Source organism: Caballeronia sp. GAWG1-1 (assembly GCF_023631465.1).
Classification (GTDB): Bacteria; Pseudomonadota; Gammaproteobacteria; order Burkholderiales; family Burkholderiaceae; genus Caballeronia.
The window spans coordinates 92,752-107,649 of sequence record NZ_JALQDB010000014.1 but is presented as its reverse complement, the minus strand read 5'-3'; the positions used below and the strand labels follow the sequence as shown (position 1 = coordinate 107,649).

At 60.0% G+C, this 14,898-nt stretch carries 13 protein-coding genes; 5 read left to right on the top strand and 8 right to left on the bottom strand.

Annotation, left to right across the window (positions count from 1 at the left end; genetic code table 11):
• Positions 1-13 precede the first annotated feature (13 nt).
• The 3 genes from dapA (at position 14) to NCT03_RS09145 (ending at position 3,035) form a co-directional block, all read left to right on the top strand.
• Positions 14-919 (top strand): 4-hydroxy-tetrahydrodipicolinate synthase, encoded by a 906-nt coding sequence (gene dapA / locus NCT03_RS09155; protein WP_250492568.1) that lies wholly within the window; start codon positions 14-16, stop codon positions 917-919.
• A 172-nt stretch (positions 920-1,091) separates the two neighbouring features.
• Entirely contained in the window at positions 1,092-2,234 is a 1,143-nt protein-coding gene (gene bamC, locus NCT03_RS09150) for an NlpB/DapX family lipoprotein (RefSeq protein ID WP_244825578.1), read from the top strand.
• A 27-nt stretch (positions 2,235-2,261) separates the two neighbouring features.
• Entirely contained in the window at positions 2,262-3,035 is a 774-nt protein-coding gene (locus NCT03_RS09145) for an MBL fold metallo-hydrolase (protein ID WP_250492567.1), read from the top strand.
• 111 nt (positions 3,036-3,146) lie between these two features.
• Here the strand turns inward: NCT03_RS09145 and NCT03_RS09140 are convergent, their stop codons facing one another.
• Entirely contained in the window at positions 3,147-3,401 is a 255-nt protein-coding gene (locus NCT03_RS09140; RefSeq protein WP_244825575.1) for a hypothetical protein, read from the bottom strand.
• 269 nt (positions 3,402-3,670) lie between these two features.
• Positions 3,671-4,918 carry a cupin domain-containing protein gene (locus NCT03_RS09135; protein ID WP_250492566.1) on the bottom strand — a complete coding sequence of 416 codons (1,248 nt, stop codon included), beginning with the start codon at positions 4,916-4,918 and terminating at the stop codon, positions 3,671-3,673.
• A 33-nt stretch (positions 4,919-4,951) separates the two neighbouring features.
• Here NCT03_RS09135 and NCT03_RS09130 point away from each other — a divergent pair, with 33 nt between their 5' ends.
• Positions 4,952-5,497, top strand: a complete 546-nt coding sequence (locus tag NCT03_RS09130; RefSeq protein WP_244825571.1) for an FKBP-type peptidyl-prolyl cis-trans isomerase — start codon at positions 4,952-4,954, stop codon at positions 5,495-5,497.
• 48 nt (positions 5,498-5,545) lie between these two features.
• Here the strand turns inward: NCT03_RS09130 and NCT03_RS09125 are convergent, their stop codons facing one another.
• Together NCT03_RS09125 and mutS are read right to left on the bottom strand one after the other, a co-directional pair.
• Complete coding sequence (locus NCT03_RS09125; protein WP_250492565.1) at positions 5,546-6,880, bottom strand: hypothetical protein; 1,335 nt, start codon at positions 6,878-6,880, stop codon at positions 5,546-5,548.
• Positions 6,867-9,569, bottom strand: a complete 2,703-nt coding sequence (gene mutS / locus NCT03_RS09120) for a DNA mismatch repair protein MutS (protein WP_250492564.1) — start codon at positions 9,567-9,569, stop codon at positions 6,867-6,869. The genes NCT03_RS09125 and mutS overlap by 14 nt, the downstream gene beginning before the upstream one ends.
• 537 nt (positions 9,570-10,106) lie before the next feature.
• Here mutS and NCT03_RS09115 point away from each other — a divergent pair.
• Positions 10,107-11,120, top strand: a complete 1,014-nt coding sequence (locus NCT03_RS09115) for a beta family protein (RefSeq protein ID WP_250492563.1) — start codon at positions 10,107-10,109, stop codon at positions 11,118-11,120.
• A gap of 17 nt (positions 11,121-11,137) precedes the next feature.
• On the opposite strand, the gene NCT03_RS09110 is transcribed toward NCT03_RS09115, so the two are convergent.
• From NCT03_RS09110 to NCT03_RS09095, 4 genes are all read right to left on the bottom strand, one after another.
• Positions 11,138-11,731, bottom strand: a complete 594-nt coding sequence (locus tag NCT03_RS09110; protein WP_250492562.1) for a sce7726 family protein — start codon at positions 11,729-11,731, stop codon at positions 11,138-11,140.
• 191 nt (positions 11,732-11,922) lie between these two features.
• The gene (locus NCT03_RS09105) at positions 11,923-12,291 is read right to left on the bottom strand and encodes an ElaB/YgaM/YqjD family protein (RefSeq protein ID WP_244825565.1); all 369 of its coding nucleotides are present in this window, start codon (positions 12,289-12,291) and stop codon (positions 11,923-11,925) included.
• 177 nt (positions 12,292-12,468) lie between these two features.
• Complete coding sequence (gene lplT, locus NCT03_RS09100) at positions 12,469-13,767, bottom strand: lysophospholipid transporter LplT (RefSeq protein ID WP_250492561.1); 1,299 nt, start codon at positions 13,765-13,767, stop codon at positions 12,469-12,471.
• 226 nt (positions 13,768-13,993) lie between these two features.
• The gene (locus NCT03_RS09095) at positions 13,994-14,797 is read right to left on the bottom strand and encodes an inositol monophosphatase family protein (RefSeq protein WP_244825561.1); all 804 of its coding nucleotides are present in this window, start codon (positions 14,795-14,797) and stop codon (positions 13,994-13,996) included.
• Positions 14,798-14,898: the final 101 nt, after the last annotated feature.

Below are 14,898 nucleotides of genomic sequence, written 5' to 3'. Positions count from 1 at the left end.
TTCATAGAGTTTCATGACAAACGGAACACTTGGCGGCATCCAGATCCGCGGCAGCATTCCTGCCATCGTCACACCGATGCACGAGAACGGTAGTCTCGATTTGCCGGCGTTTCGAAAGCTGATCGACTGGCACGTCGCGGAAGGCTCGAATGGACTGGTCGTAGTCGGAACGAGCGGCGAGTCCGCCACCTTGTCGGTGGAAGAACACGTGCTGATGGTGCAGACGGCCGTCGAGCATACGGCCAAGCGCTTCCCGATCATCGCGGGCGCGGGCGGCAATTCGACGGCAGAGGCCATCGAGCTGTCGAAGCAGGCCAGAAAGGTCGGCGCCGATGCCACGCTACAAGTCGTTCCGTATTACAACAAGCCGACGCAAGAGGGCATGTACCGCCACTTCCGAGCGATTGCGGAAGCCGTCGACCTGCCGGTGATTCTCTACAACGTGCCGGGCCGCACCGTGGCCGACATGAGCAACGAGACCATCCTGCGTCTTGCTGAAGTGCCGGGCATCATCGGCGTGAAGGAAGCCACCGGCAATATCGATCGTGCGGCGCATCTCATCAAGCACGCGCCGGCGCATTTCTCGATCTATAGCGGCGACGATCCCACCGCCATCGCGCTCATGCTGCTCGGCGGCCACGGCAACATCTCGGTGACGGCCAACGTCGCGCCGAAGGCCATGAGCCAGTTGTGCCGCGCCGCGCTCGAAGGCGACGCCATCACCGCACGCCGTATCCATCTCGGCTTGCTGTCGCTGCACAAGCAACTCTTCTGCGAAGCGAATCCGATTCCGGCCAAGTGGGCGCTGCAAGCGCTCGGCCGCATGGAAGGCGGCATTCGTCTGCCGCTCACGCCGCTCGACGAGCGCTACCACGACGTGGTGCGCGACGCGTTGCGCGAAACCGGGCTGCTCGCCTGATCGGGCGCGGCGGGCGACCTTATCGAAATCATCGAGACGCCAGCACCGCCGCAAGTGATCGAAATGAGCCACTTCATCAGTCATCAACCGCCGTTCATTGGCCCCGTCGGCCCGCACGAATAACGCGGGAACGACGCGAGGCAATGCGTCATCAGCAGCAAAGAAGGACCTCATGAACCGTTCCGCTCTTCTTACTCAAGCCAAACGCCTGAGCGTGTTGTCACTCGGCGTCAGCGCCGTCTTCGCGCTTGCCGGCTGCGATACGCTCAACGACTGGCTCGCGCCGGACCGCGTCAACTACAAGGCTGCTGAGACCGCGCCCGCGTTGGCCGTGCCGTCCGATCTTTCCACCGCCGACATCAGCCAGCGTTACGCCGCGCCGCCGAAGGAAAACACGCTCGGCGGCACCGCCGCGCGTTCGGTCACGCCGGCCGGCAACACCACGCTCGGCGTGCCGACAGCGCAAGATCCGTACGGCATGCACGTGGAAAGCGATGGCGACCGCCGCTGGCTCGTCGTCGACGGCCGTGTGCCCGACCAAGTCTGGCCGCAACTCCAGGAGTTCTGGACGGAGAACGGCTTTACGCTCAAGACCGACTCGCCGCAGACCGGCATCATGGCGACCGACTGGGCCGAGAATCGCGCGAACATTCCGGACGACTGGTTCAGAAAGAGCGTCGGCAAGCTGATCGACTTTGCGTATTCGTCGGGTACGCGCGACATGTTCCGCACGCAAGTGGATCGCGCGGCGGACGGCTCGACCGACATCAACGTCACGCATAGCGCAATGGAAGAAGTGCTGACGGGTCAGGACAAGACTTCGTCGCGCTGGGAAACGCGTCCGCGCAATCCGGCGCTCGAAGCCGCGATTCTCGTGAAGATCATGCAGAAGTTCGGCCTGACCGAAGACCAGGGCAAGAAGCTCGTGACGCAGGCGCGTCCGGCGGGCGCGAAAGTCGCGGTCGATTCAGCCGCGGGCGGCTCGACGCTCGATCTGGCGGAACCGTTCGATCGCGCGTGGCTGCGCGTGGGCCTCGCGCTCGATCGCACCAACTTCACGGTGGACAATCGCGACCGCGCGAAGGGTCTCTACTACGTGCATTATTCGGACTCCATGGCGGAGCTGAAGAAGGAAGGTTTCTTCGGCAAGCTGTTTTCGAGCAACACGCCCATGCCTACACGCCAGTTCTTCGTCAACGTGAAGCCGAAGGCGGATGCGCTTACGCAGATCGCCGTGGTCGACGCCAACGGCCAGCCGGACAATTCATCCGATGCGCAGCGTATCGTGTCCTTGCTGCACGCGCAGTTGAACTGAATATTCGCGCATCGACATGGACACATTGTGAGATTTGCGAGCCTCGGCAGCGGTAGCGAAGGCAATGCATTGCTCGTCGAGGCGACGAGCGGCACGACCACCACGCGCGTGCTGCTCGACTGCGGGTTCTCCGCGAAAGAAGCCGAGCGCCGGCTCGCGCGGCTCGGCTGCCGCGCGGACGAGCTCAATGCCATCGTCATCACGCATGAACACACGGATCATATCGGCAGCGCGCTGACGCTTGCGCGCAAGTGGTCCATTCCACTGCATATGAGTTGGGGCACGGCGCGCGCATGCGGCGCCGACGAAGCGAACGTACAGCTCAACGTGTTGTGGGGCGATGAGAGCGTCGCCATCGGCGATATCAGCCTCTTGCCTTACACGGTGCCGCACGACGCACGCGAGCCCTTGCAGTACGTGTTTTCGGACGGCTCAAGCCGTCTCGGCGTGCTAACCGACGTGGGTGTGTCGACGCCGCACATCCTGAACGTGTTGAGCGGGTGCGATGCGCTTGTGCTCGAATCCAATCACGATATCGAAATGCTCGCGGGAAGCCGCTATCCGGCTTCGTTGAAGGCGCGCATCGGCGGAACGCACGGACACCTGAATAATGACGCCGCTGCTGCGATTCTCGCGGCGCTCGACCGTTCCAAGTTGCGTCATCTGGTTGCCGCGCATCTCAGTCAGCAAAACAATCTGCCGCATCTGGCGCAGGCTGCGCTCGCTGGCGTAGTGGGTGCGTCGGCGGTGGATGTCGTCGTTGCAACGCAGACCGAAGGGTTCGATTGGCTCGCGCTTTGATCATCTAAGCAACTCGCACAGAAAACGCAGACACAAAAAAACCGGCCCAAAAGCCGGTTTTTTTGCATGCAAGCTGCGATGAAGCAGCCCGCACTAAGTAAGGACTCAACCTTACTGGCTTGCGCCCGAAGCCGGGGCAGCCGACGAAGCGGCAGCGTCCGATGCTGCGCCAGCAGCCGAAGCTGCGTCGCTTGCAGCGGCCGAAGCGCTCGATGCTGCAGCGTTTGCGTCCGAAGCAGCAGCCGCCGGTGCCGAAGCAGCCGACGTATCGCTTGCAGCGCTCGGAGCAGCCGAATCGCTAGACTTGTTGCATGCAGCAAGAGCAACAGCAGCCAACAGGGATGCTACGAGGAGGGATTTCTTCATGATCACGTCCTTTTATGGTTAAAGGTAAGCAACAGCGCAAAGTACCGGTAATGTGTGCTCCAACACCGACCTGGGCCGCTGTGGAGCCCCACAATATTTTTTTGTTGTGAGACATCCTACGGCTTGGCCGGAAATTATAGGCACTTTCGACGCGACCGTCGATAAATCGGGGGCCGATACGTTGTCTTTCTCATACAAATTTTCATATTGCGGGACAGCAAAACAATTAGTTCCGCAAATACTTGGCGGCGCATTGGCTGTCAAGCAATTCAGATCAAAGAGTCCAGCTTAATCCAGCCCGCACAATACCATTCGTGCAGCAGCAATGTCATTGAAGAATCATCTGTAAGTGTTACAAAGCGTTTCCCCTCAAGGCAACGTGCATCGGCCAGTTCGGGAAGCCACTTTTTAGCCCTTGCAGTTAACGCTTCAGCCTCGCCATTAACAAAATAAGACGTCTTGTCATAGAGCAGAATAGTCTTACGGTCGAGCGTTATACCTGCCTTCTTCGCGCGCTCAACAAACTTTTGCTGATTAAGCGCACGCTCCGGCGGATCAAAAACGACATTCGCTTTCGGCTCACTCAAATAACTGCCTAAAAACGCCGCGATATCCTTTTCGGTCCATTTGATATCAGCAAGGATCGAGCCAACCCGGTCGAGCAGAAGCTGCGGCAAAAGCGCGGGTTTCGTAACCGGCTCCTGTTGCGGATCGCGATAGCGCGCCTGCGCTTTTGCGTTCGCTGGTGTATCGCCCATGCGTTCGGCTAGGTGATAGAGGAACTGCGCCGTGAGTTCTCGCGTGGAAGGCGCGCGAAAGCCGATAGAGCAAGTCATGCACTCGCCCTCGGCGATCCCGTCATGCGCGATATGAGGCGGCAGATACAGCATGTCTCCCGGCTCCAGCACCCATTCTTCCTCAGGCTCGAAGTGCTGTAAAACTTTCAACGGCATGTCGGGTTTTAGCGAGAGATCGCGCTGTGCGCCGAAGCGCCAGCGGCGCTTGCCATGCACTTGAAGCAGGAACACATCGTAAGAGTCGAAGTGCGGGCCGACGCCGCCGCCATCCGTCGCATAGGAGATCATGAGATCGTCCAGACGCGCATCGGGGATGAAGCGAAAGCAGTTCATCAACGCGGCGGCGCGATCGTCATGCAGGTTCACGCCTTGCACGAGCAGCGTCCATTCGCGCTTCTTGACGGCCGGCAGTTCGTCGGATGCGAACGGTCCGTGCTCCATGTTCCACGTATTGCGAAAATGCGTGATGAGGCGCGATTCGACGTCGTCGAGATCGGCGAGTTCGAAGAGTTCGTCGCGCGACAGCGGCGCCTTCATGCCGGGGAACGCCTGGCGAATCAGGAGCGGCTTCTTCTGCCAGTAACGCCGCATGAACTGTCGCGGCGTGCGGTTGCCCAACAGAGGCGTAGGCTCGTCGGGTAACGGTGCGCCAGGCTTGTGCATGTTGGGACGCAGGCTGGAATCGGGGATGGGTGTTGCTTCAGGTGGCCGCTTGGGCATCGTATAATCGAGGCTTGTATCTTGGAGGATCCAATGAAAATTGCGAAAGACACTGTCGTTCTGGTCGCTTACAAGCTATCGGATGCACAAGGCAATCTGATCGAGGAAAGCGACGAGCCGATGGTCTATCTGCACGGCGGCTATGATGGCACGTTCCCCAAGATCGAGGAAGCGCTCGATGGTCGCGAACCCGGCTATGAAACGTCCATTCAACTGGAGCCGCAAGATGCATTCGGCGAGTACGACCCTGAACTCGTGAAGATCGAGGAACGCAGCCGTTTCCCCGAACCGCTCGAAGTGGGCATGCAGTTCGAAGGCACGCCCGAAGACGCCGACGACGAACTCGACTCGCTCATTTATACGGTGACCGACGTTGCCGAAGACAAGGTCGTGCTCGACGGCAATCATCCGCTCGCAGGCATGGCGCTGCGCTTCGCATTGTCTGTGCAGGAAGTGCGCACGGCCACGGAAGACGAAATCGTGCATCAGCACGCGCATGGCGCGGACGGCCTTCAAGTGGCCGACGACGAAGATGATGACGAAGAGCCGCCGAAAGACGCGGGCCCCACGCTACACTGATCATCTTGTTTGATGCAGTCCGAAAAGCGCAGCGCTTGCTGCGCTTTTTTAATATCGATTGCTTTCGTTCGAGCCTTGAGGCGCTGCACCGTTCTGTACGCCCGATGCCGGCAATGGAAACAATGGCGGCATGGATTGCGGCGTGAAGACCGGTGGCAGGTCCGATGCAGGCGGCTGCGGTAAGGAAGGTGGCGCGGGCAACGGAGCGGGGAGGTCATCGCGCGGCAAGGCGGGCGGCGTGGTTGGCGGCACGATGGGCGCCGCATAAGAAGACGCACCCAGTGGTGCAGACGAACCGCTCGATTGCGCAGGTGCTTCGTTTTGCTGATCGCTGCTGTCGCGCTTGCGGACATCGCTCACGTTGCGCACGCGCAGCCGGAATGGCGGATGCCAAGAAGCATCGCTCTGAACTTCGAGCCACTGCGTCTGCGGTTTCTTCAACGCGATCGCAACCCGCGTGAGATTCGTCACCACCAATCCCTTGTCGTTGTGCAAGGGCTGATCGATATGAAAGCCGCTCGGCTCGCTCGCGTCGCCGCCATGAATGACGATCACCGGTCCGCGAAACGTCTCCGCCGCTTTCACGAGGCTGCGCTTCAGTTCGAGAAAGCCGTCGCGTACCGGGTTCGTGCGCGAAAAGCGCAGCCATGCAAAACGATCGCGCTTTTCATAGCATGCGAAATCCGGATCGCCCTGCATGAGCACGACGAGCGCGCGCATGCCCGAACGTCGCGCCGATTCCGCCGCATGTTCGAGCCAGAACGTGGTCGCCACCGCGCGATCCTCGAACTCGCCGTTGCGCCCGCCGGCCGTCAGGTAGTGATTGTTCGGGCTCGGCGCATTGAGTCCGATGAACGCGACGCCGTTCGCTTGCCAACGCACGATCTCGCGGAATGAGCGAAAGCGCGCGACATCGCTTTCGCGTGCGAGCGTGAGCGGGTTCTGTCCAAGTGAGCCTGCATCGCCAAAAAATTGCTGACGCACGAAATCGAGCCGTTCGACCGGATCGTATGCGCCTGAGCGCGCCGAGCCGCAATCGGCCCAATCGTGTTCGCCGAGCAGCATGATGAGCGGCGTGCGCGATGCATCGAGAAGATCGTGACGCGACTGATACACGCTGTCGCGGCATGCTTCGGCCGGTCCCTTCAGATTTCCGTCATAGACGATGAACGCCAGATTCCGATCGCGGCCGATGGCATCGAGCATTTGCCGCACGGGCGCTTCGTCGGCGGGACGCGAAAGAGAATCGGCAATGACGGCGAAGGTCAGCGGCCCGTTGTCTTCGCCTTGAGCGTGGGCGTGCGTGAGCGCGGCACCAAGCAGTGCCGCCGCGCAGAACGCGCGCATTAGATTGCCCGCCGAGAGGCGCTCAACGCGCGTCATCCGCCGCGGACTTCGCCATGTCGTGCAATTCGAACAGCAGTTCGAGCGCATCGCGCGGACGCAACTCGTTCGGATCGAGTGAACGCAGCTTGTCGAGTGCGGGATGCTCGGGCGGCGCGTGAACCGGCGATGCTTCCGGCTCGTCTTCATAATGGTAAGCCGGGCTCGCGAAGAGATCGTATTGCGGCGTCGGCTGGCCGATGGACTGCTGCTCCAGATGCGCGAGATGCTTGCGCGCTGCGCGGATCACCGCGGACGGCACGCCAGCCAGTTGCGCGACTTGCAGACCATAACTCTGATTGGCCGGACCTTCATTGACCGAATGCAGGAACACGATGCCATGATCGTGCTCGACGGCCGAAAGATGCACGTTGGCCGCCTGCGTGAACTCCGTGGGCAGTTGCGTGAGCTCGAAGTAGTGCGTGGCGAAGAGCGTGTAGCAGCCGTTATGCGTGAGCAGATGGCGCGCGATGGCCCATGCCAGCGCGAGGCCATCGAACGTGGACGTGCCGCGCCCGATTTCATCCATCAGTACGAGGCTGGATGCGCTCGCGTCGTTGAGAATGGCGGCTGCTTCGGTCATCTCCACCATGAACGTCGAGCGCCCGCCCGCGAGATCGTCCGCCGCACCGATTCGCGTGAAGATGCGGTCCAGCGCGCCGAAGCGTGCTCGCTTCGCCGGCACGTAGCTGCCGACGTGAGCCATGAGCGCGATCAACGCCGTTTGCCGCATGAAGGTGGACTTGCCGCCCATGTTCGGACCGGTGATGAGCAAGAGCTTGCGCTCTTGCGACAGGCAACAGTCGTTGGCGATGAATTGCTCGACCTGCGCCTCGACCACGGGATGCCGCCCTTGTTCGATATCGATGCCCGCACCCGCGGCGAACTCGGGCGCGACCCAGTCGAGCGCATGCGCGCGTTCGGCGAAAGCGCCGAGCAGATCCAGTTCGGCGAGCGCTGCCGCGACGCGCTGACAATCTGCAATGAATGGCAGCAGATTTTGCAAGAGCGCGTCGTAAAGCAAGCGTTCACGCGCGAGCGCCCGCTCTTGCGCCGAAAGCGCTTTGTCCTCGAAAGTCTTGAGTTCGGGCGTGATGTAGCGCTCGGCGTTCTTGAGCGTCTGCCGGCGCCGGTAGTCGTCGGGCACTTTGTCAGTCTGTCCGCGCGTGACTTCAATATAGAAGCCATGCACCTTGTTGAACTCGACGCGCAAATTGGTGATGCCCGTACGCGCGCGTTCGCGGGTTTCGAGATCGATCAGGAATTGATCGCAGTTCTCCGAAATGTCGCGCAACTCGTCGAGCTCCGTGTCGTGGCCGCGCGCGATTACGCCGCCGTCCCGGATCAGCGCGGCAGGCTCGGGCGCGATCGCGGCCGTGAGCAAATCGAGACACTCGCGCGGCGGTTCGAGCGCTTCGCCAATGCGCACGAGCGCCGTCGTCTGCGCGGGCACGGCTGCCACCAAGGCGCGCAGATCGGGCAGGGCGGCGAAGGTATCGCGCAGGCTCGACAGATCGCGCGGACGCGCCGACAACAGCGCAAGACGCCCCGTGATGCGTTCGATGTCCGAGATCTTGCGCAACGCGCTTCGCAACGCGTCGAGACCGCTCGCGGCGGGCGCATCGAGCAATGCACCGATGGCATGCTGACGCGCCTGCGCAATCGACGTATCGCGCGGCGGATGATGCAGCCAATGACGCAACAGACGGCTGCCCATGGTCGTGCAGCAGGTATCGAGAAGCGAGAACAGTGTGGGCGATTCCGTGCCGCGCAACGTCTCGGTGAGTTCGAGATTGCGGCGCGTGGAAGGATCGAGCCCGATGTACTCCGACTCGTATTCCACCTTCAGGCTGCGCACGTGGCGCAACTGCTGGCCTTGCGTGGCGGCCGCGTAGATGAGCAGCGCACCCGCCGCGCCGCACGCGCAGGTGAGGGTCTGCGCGCCGAAGCCGTCGAGGCTCGCTACATCCAGTTGTTCGCCGAGACGCTTGGTGCCGGAGCTAACGTCGAAATGCCATGCGGGCACGCGCGTGGTCGCCGTGAGATTCGTCACGCCGAAGGAAGCGCGCGTGTCGGTGACGGTATCCGCGATAAGCGTTTCCGCCGGACGGATGCGTTCGAGCGCCGTGCTCACTTGCTCGGGCGCGACTTCCGCGAGCCGCAGCGCGCCGCTCGCGAGATTGAGCCACGCGAGGCCGACGCTCGTCACCACGCCGCGCCGGTTGTGCATGGGGCAGAGCGCAAGCAGATAGACGTCGCTTTTATCGGCGAGGAGCGCCGCGTCGGTCAGCGTGCCGGGCGTGACCACGCGCATGACCTTGCGTTCGACTGGTCCTTTCGATGTCGCCGGGTCGCCGATCTGCTCGCAGATCGCCACCGATTCGCCGAGCTTCACCAGCTTGGCGAGATATTGCTCGCATGCGTGATGCGGCACGCCCGCCATGCGGATTGGATTGCCGTTCGACGTGCCGCGTTGCGTGAGCGTGAGGTCGAGCAGGCGCGCGGCTTTCTCGGCATCGTCGAAAAAGAGCTCGTAGAAGTCGCCCATACGATAAAAGACGAGCGTGCCGGGGTGCTCCGACTTGATGCGCAAGTACTGCTGCATCATGGGAGTGTGCTGCGCGATATCCGCCGGAAGCGCGGCCGCTGCATTGGAAGAAGGTTCGGGAGTTGCCGTTTGATTGCCCATCTTGCGTGCGGTAAGTGCAAAGACGCCGGGCGCAGCGTGCGTTCAGCCGCGCGCCAACTGATAGGGCATGAGTTTAACCTGTCGGGCACGTGCGAGAGGAGTCGGCCGAACGGGCTAGGGTCGTGACGTGACCTCTCACTTCGAATCCGCCTTCGTGGCAAAGGTCGAAAGCGAGAGCTTGGTCCAACGAAAATCTGCCCGTCGCACAGGCATCCGTTCCATAGCGCTGCCCTGGCTAAGGCCTTAAGACAATAGTCCGCCGGGGCAACTGCCGCACGTTATTTTTGATGAGTGCGGCAGAAGATATTTCGTGCCAGTTTCTTTTATTCAGCTGTCTAGATTGAATTGCTGCCGTTAAAGATAACATCTGCTTAGAAGCAAGAATAATTGGGCATTATTATAATGGCTTCGATGTCTCATTAAAAAGAGTCACTGAATCGGTGCAATGTTATGCTAAACAAATCATTCTTCGAATAGAATTTAACCCCGTCAAGAGGAAACGGGAATTTCTTCAGTCCTAGTCGAAAGTGAGGCAATATGGAATATGTGGTTGCATTGCGAGTTGGTCAAAACGACATCAAAGCGCTAACAAACCTTGAGGCAGTACGAAAGGAACGCGTTGCCCCTTTGCTGGCCATGCGAGGCAAAAATCTCCGTCATCTCGACGCGTTCTTTCAAAGCTGGGGTGACACATCCTTCTATCTAGATATCTCGCGCTTTATCTCCGACGCAAGTGACCCCTTCTTGGTTGAGCATAGATTGAATGATTTCAAAGAAGGGTTTCAAGCGAAGCGCAAGTTTTACGAAGCATGCGTTGTAAAGAATAAAGCTTTGGTTCCCGTGGTCGGTTGGGCTGATGGGGATCCAACAAGAGCCGTGGTTCAATGCGCACTTATCTTAGCGAGCGAATTCAAGCGAATCGCAGTCAGAATAGATGTTGATTTCACGGGGCCGCGTCAATGGGGCGCTGCTCAAAATATTCTTAATTCTGTTGCTGATCCTTCCATCGTTGATTTGTTGATAGACTTTCGAAAAATTTCTTCTCATCCGCTCATCGGCCCAGGCAGTTGGCTGAACACGCTCATTACTGAGGCTTCGGCCTATGGCGTGCGCAGTATTGTGCTGATCAGTACTTCATTCCCCGACGACAAGCCTGCATCGGGGAGCGCGCGAGGTGTAGCCTGCTTGGATTTGGTCTGGCAAACGAGCGCAAGAGTAGCACGTCCCGACACTCGCCTAGTCTATGGAGACTATGGCGCAACCAACCCAACTGGAACAATGGAATTTGTTCCAGGTATGCCGGTCATTCCTTTTGCCAATTATCTGATGCCTTTAGAATGGTGGCAAACGCGTCAAGGCGGAGATAAGGCTTTTCACCAATATACCGAAATTGCTCAATTGATTCGCAATCTCCCGGGATATCATGGAGACGATTTTTGCTGGGCAACGCGTGAGATTTCGAGAATCGCGACGACGGGTGCACAGTACGGCAATAACGGCACGTGGAATGGGTATCGAATTAATCAGCATGTGTGTGCTGTATTGCAATAATTCACGACGTTAGCTAATCAAGGCGCCGGGCTGCTATCCGACGATGACGACGAGTTGTAAGGCAACATTGAATAACGCTCCTTGACGCGCTGGAGGACGAAGGCTTTGAGCGCGTCGACGGGAACTTTATCCGCAACGAGATACCGCACGTCCTGAATCAATTGTCGACGAATCACCGGCATACCGTATAAAGAGCAAAGCTGGTCGAGTTCCTTTCGCCATAGCAGCCCGGCAAGGGCGAGCGGATTGACTTTTTTATTGTATTGAGCGGGACGCAAGATTGCCAGGGACGATAGCTCATCTATAATAATAATGCCTACTGCGGGGTCGGAGGTTTCGGCGCCGCGAAGAGCATGTTTCCTATGGCAGCAAAGCCAAACCTCGTCGAATATTCGTAAATAAGCGTCCATTTGTTGCGGCCAGCGTTTAAGCGTGTCTGCTTCCGATTTAACTTCAAAACCGATGAATCGGCCATTGGCATGGACTAAATCCACACGACATGTCTTGTCGACTATGCACAGTTCATTTATAAAGACATCGCTGACTTTATGTTCCTTGGTTCTAATAATCCAATCGCGAAGTAAGGATCTGATCGTCTGGGGAGTGTGCATGGCGATGGTTAAATTTCGAAAGTCCTGCCATTAGGGCCGACGAGCATGAGTTTAACCTGTCGGGCACGTGCGAGAGGAGTCGGCCGAACGGGCTAGGGTCGAGTACGTGCTCCAGTAGCCGATGAAATAACGAAGGCGCCGGACTCGCCGGCGCCTTCGTCAGAACCACGCAACGCTAAAAGCGCTGATCCTTATGCGCGTCCGGCCAGAAATCCGACCAGCAGCGCGAGACCCGCCACCGCGCCCAGCGTATGCCACGGCTTGTCATGCACGAATTCGTCGGCGTAGCCTGCGGCATCGCCGAGCTTGCCTGTCAGTGCCGTACTCGCGCCGTCGATTTGCGAACGAGCGGTCTTGAGCTTCGATTGCAAGTCACGGCGCAGCTTGTCGCCGTCGATATCCTTGCCGCTCTGGATCGAGCTTTCGAGGTCATCGAGCAAACTGCGCAACTGGCTGCTGGCCGAATCGACCGCATCGCTCGCACCGCGCACGGCGCGCTGGCCCACGTTGGCTGCGCCATTGATTTTGCTGTCGAGCGTCGAACGTGTGAACAATCCCATTTCCTTGCTCCTTATTGACGTGCCGAAAAGAGTCGCACGACGCGAACCCGCACGTATTGCAGCGTGCCGCGTCTGGTGCACTGTCTACCAGGTTTTTCGCGGTTGCCCGCGACCGATTGCACAGGCCACTGGGCTTTGCGGCCTGGTACGAACCCAGGATACACTCGGTAGCAAGCTTCATTCCTCGACGAGCGCGCCGAGATCCAAATCACGTTCGTTTTGCGAATGGCGGCGCATGGCGAGCGCCATCATCACGCCGACGAACACGCCGAATATCACGATGATCCATTGCACCGGAACCTTGATCGTGAGGAGCAGCGCGTAGGAGCCGAGCATGGCCAGCACGGCGATGTTCTGATTGAAGTTCTGCACGGCGATGGACGCGCCCGCGGACAAAAGCGTGGCGCCCCGGTGCTGAAGAATCGCGTTCATCGGCACGATGAAAAAGCCCGCGAGGCCGCCGAGCGCGATCATCAGCGGATACGCCATCAGAATATAAGCGGGCGCGAAGAGCGGCCCGATATGCACGCCTGCGTTGGCAGGGAACATGTCCTTGTTGTAGAAGGCCATGGCCACCGATACCGCGCCGATCAGCACGCCCACCGGCAGAACCTTGAGCGACTGCCGCAAGACGATCCATGCCGATGCCGCCGCCGCGCCTAGTGCAATGCCCACGCCCGTCACGCCCTGCAACACGGCCGCTTTGGAAAGCGAGAGGCCGAGATTGGCGTCGGCCCACTTGAGCACGAGCAGTTGCAGCGTAACGGCCGCGCCCCACAGGAGCGTCGTGACCCAGAGCGCGATCTGCGCGAGCTTGTCGGTCCAGAGCACCTTGAAACTGTGCGAGAAGTCGCCGACGAGGCGCGTCGGTTGGTTCAGCAGATTCGGGTAGCGCGCGCCGGTATCGGGAATGAACGCGTTGATCGCGGCCGCCGACGCGTAGATCAGCATGACCGTGAACATCGCGGCGTGCGCGGCGGTGTGCATCAACGGCACGTGCGCGTTCTCGACCCAGCGCGCCACGACTTGGCTCACGAGCGCGCCGCCGATCACCGTGCCGAGGATGGTCGATCCGACCGTCGCCGATTCGAGCCACGCGTTCGCCGCGATGAGCTTTTGCGGCGGCAGCAGTTCGGTCAGGATGCCGTACTTCGCGGGTGAATACGCGGCCGCGCCGAGGCCGACCACGCCGTATGCAATCATCGGATGCACGCCCGCGATCATCAGCGCGCAGCCCGCGGCTTTGAGCGCATTGGAGATGAACATCACGTGGCGCTTTTGCAGGGCATCGGCGAATGCACCGACGAAAGGCGCGAGCACCACATACGACACCGTGAAAAAGATCTGAAGCAGCGGCGTGACCCACGGCGCCGATTGCACGACGGCAAGCATGGCGATCGCGGCGATCAAAAGCGCGTTGTCCGCCAGCGACGAGACGAACTGCGCGGCAATGATCGTGTAGAAGCCTTTTTTCATGGCAAAACGAGAGTTGGCGCGCGTCGTGCGGCGCGCGCTGGGGTGTGTTCGGGGGAAACGGACAGCCAAGGAGCGTGCTGTGGCGCTTGAACCTTGCCGCGTGCGCGAAAGATTGCACTGTATCGGAGCGGCGGATTCGATGCAGGAAGTGATGCAGCGTGGCGATCGAAGAACGAGGAAAACGCTAGGCGGGCCGCTCGCGCGTGCCCGCCGACCCAAACGCCCCTTACTCTCCCGTCAACCGCGTGCGCGAATGCGGATCGAGCACCTTGATCATCTGCGCGTACACCTTCGGATTGGCCGCGACGATCTCGTTCTGGAACAGGAAATCCGATTCGCCCGTGTAGTTGCCGACGAGACCGCCCGCCTCGGTTACGAGCAGACTGCCCGCAGCCACGTCCCACGGATGAATGCCTTGCTCGAAGAAGCCGTCGAGACGGCCCGCCGCGACATTGGCGAGATCGAGCGCCGCCGCGCCCGGACGACGCAGGCCCGCGCACGACAAGGTCATTTCGCTGAAAAGGCGCATATAGCCGTTCAGGCCCTGGCCGTCACGGAACGGAAAGCCCGTGCCGATGAGCGCATCCGAAAGACGATCCAGCTTGCCAACTCGAATGCGACGCTCGTTCAGATACGCGCCACGGCCGCGCGATGCCGTGAAGAGGTCGTTACGCGTCGGGTCGTAGATCACGGACTGCGTCACGATGCCCTTGTGCACGAGCGCGATCGACACGCAGTAATACTGGAAGCCGTGGATAAAGTTCGTGGTGCCGTCGAGCGGGTCGATGATCCACTGGAACTCGGAGTCGCGATCGTCCTTGCCGGATTCTTCGGCAAGAATGGAGTGATCGGGATAAGCGGTGTGCAGCGTCTCGATGATGGCGGCTTCGGACGCCTTGTCGACTTCCGTCACGAAGTCGTTGTGCTGCTTCTTGCTGATCTGGATACGGTCCAGGTCCAGCGATGCGCGGTTGATGATCTGTCCGGCGCGGCGCGCGGCCTTGACAGCGATATTGAGCATCGGATGCATGAGCGAAATCCTTTGACCGCCGTGCACGGGCAAGAACCGCGAGCAGGCGAATTAAATGAGCGACAACGACTTTGTCGACGAAAGACGAATTGGATAAGAGC

Coding starts and splice junctions, on each gene's coding strand:
- dapA (WP_250492568.1), top strand. CDS start 14: ATGACAAACGGAACACTTGGCGGCATCCAGATCCGCGGCAGCATTCCT.
- bamC (WP_244825578.1), top strand. CDS start 1,092: ATGAACCGTTCCGCTCTTCTTACTCAAGCCAAACGCCTGAGCGTGTTG.
- NCT03_RS09140 (WP_244825575.1), bottom strand. CDS start 3,401: ATGAAGAAATCCCTCCTCGTAGCATCCCTGTTGGCTGCTGTTGCTCTT.
- NCT03_RS09135 (WP_250492566.1), bottom strand. CDS start 4,918: ATGCCCAAGCGGCCACCTGAAGCAACACCCATCCCCGATTCCAGCCTG.
- NCT03_RS09130 (WP_244825571.1), top strand. CDS start 4,952: ATGAAAATTGCGAAAGACACTGTCGTTCTGGTCGCTTACAAGCTATCG.
- NCT03_RS09125 (WP_250492565.1), bottom strand. CDS start 6,880: ATGACGCGCGTTGAGCGCCTCTCGGCGGGCAATCTAATGCGCGCGTTC.
- mutS (WP_250492564.1), bottom strand. CDS start 9,569: ATGGGCAATCAAACGGCAACTCCCGAACCTTCTTCCAATGCAGCGGCC.
- NCT03_RS09115 (WP_250492563.1), top strand. CDS start 10,107: ATGGAATATGTGGTTGCATTGCGAGTTGGTCAAAACGACATCAAAGCG.
- NCT03_RS09110 (WP_250492562.1), bottom strand. CDS start 11,731: ATGCACACTCCCCAGACGATCAGATCCTTACTTCGCGATTGGATTATT.
- NCT03_RS09105 (WP_244825565.1), bottom strand. CDS start 12,291: ATGGGATTGTTCACACGTTCGACGCTCGACAGCAAAATCAATGGCGCA.
- lplT (WP_250492561.1), bottom strand. CDS start 13,767: ATGAAAAAAGGCTTCTACACGATCATTGCCGCGCAGTTCGTCTCGTCG.
- NCT03_RS09095 (WP_244825561.1), bottom strand. CDS start 14,797: ATGCATCCGATGCTCAATATCGCTGTCAAGGCCGCGCGCCGCGCCGGA.